Source organism: Christiangramia aestuarii (assembly GCF_009735585.1).
Lineage (GTDB): Bacteria > Bacteroidota > Bacteroidia > Flavobacteriales > Flavobacteriaceae > Christiangramia > Christiangramia aestuarii.
On sequence record NZ_VJVW01000142.1, the window covers coordinates 1 to 389 of the forward strand.

Annotated in this window: 1 protein-coding gene; it reads right to left on the reverse strand. The window is 67.1% G+C overall.

What is annotated here, in order from left to right:
• Window positions 1-31: 31 nt before the first annotated feature.
• A partial coding sequence (locus tag FLP08_RS17280; RefSeq protein ID WP_156278165.1) for a UTRA domain-containing protein occupies window positions 32-389 on the reverse strand: 358 nt, incomplete at its 5' end.

Genomic DNA, 389 nt, shown 5'->3' on the forward strand with positions numbered 1-389 from the left:
AGAAGGTGCCGCAGGTCGTCGACGCGTGGCGTTACTGCGGTACCTCGACGCTGATATGGATGGCGTCGTGGCGCCAGAACTCCAGGTCGCAGTCGATCAGCCGACCACGCTGGTCGCGGTTGATCCGGCTGATGCGCAGGGCCGGGCTGCCCACCGCCACCTTCAGCGGCGCCGCAGCCTCGGCATGCAGTGCAGTGGGCACCATGTCGAAACGCACCCGCCCATAGTGGATGCCGTACTCGCTGGCATAGAGTTCGGTCAGCGAGCGGGTCAGGTCGTGGCCGAGGATTCCGGGGAAGTACTGCGCGTTCAGGTAGTGCTCGACATACAGCACCAGCCGCCCGTCCACCCGCCGCGCCCGGCGGATCTGGTAGACGCTGGACAGCGCC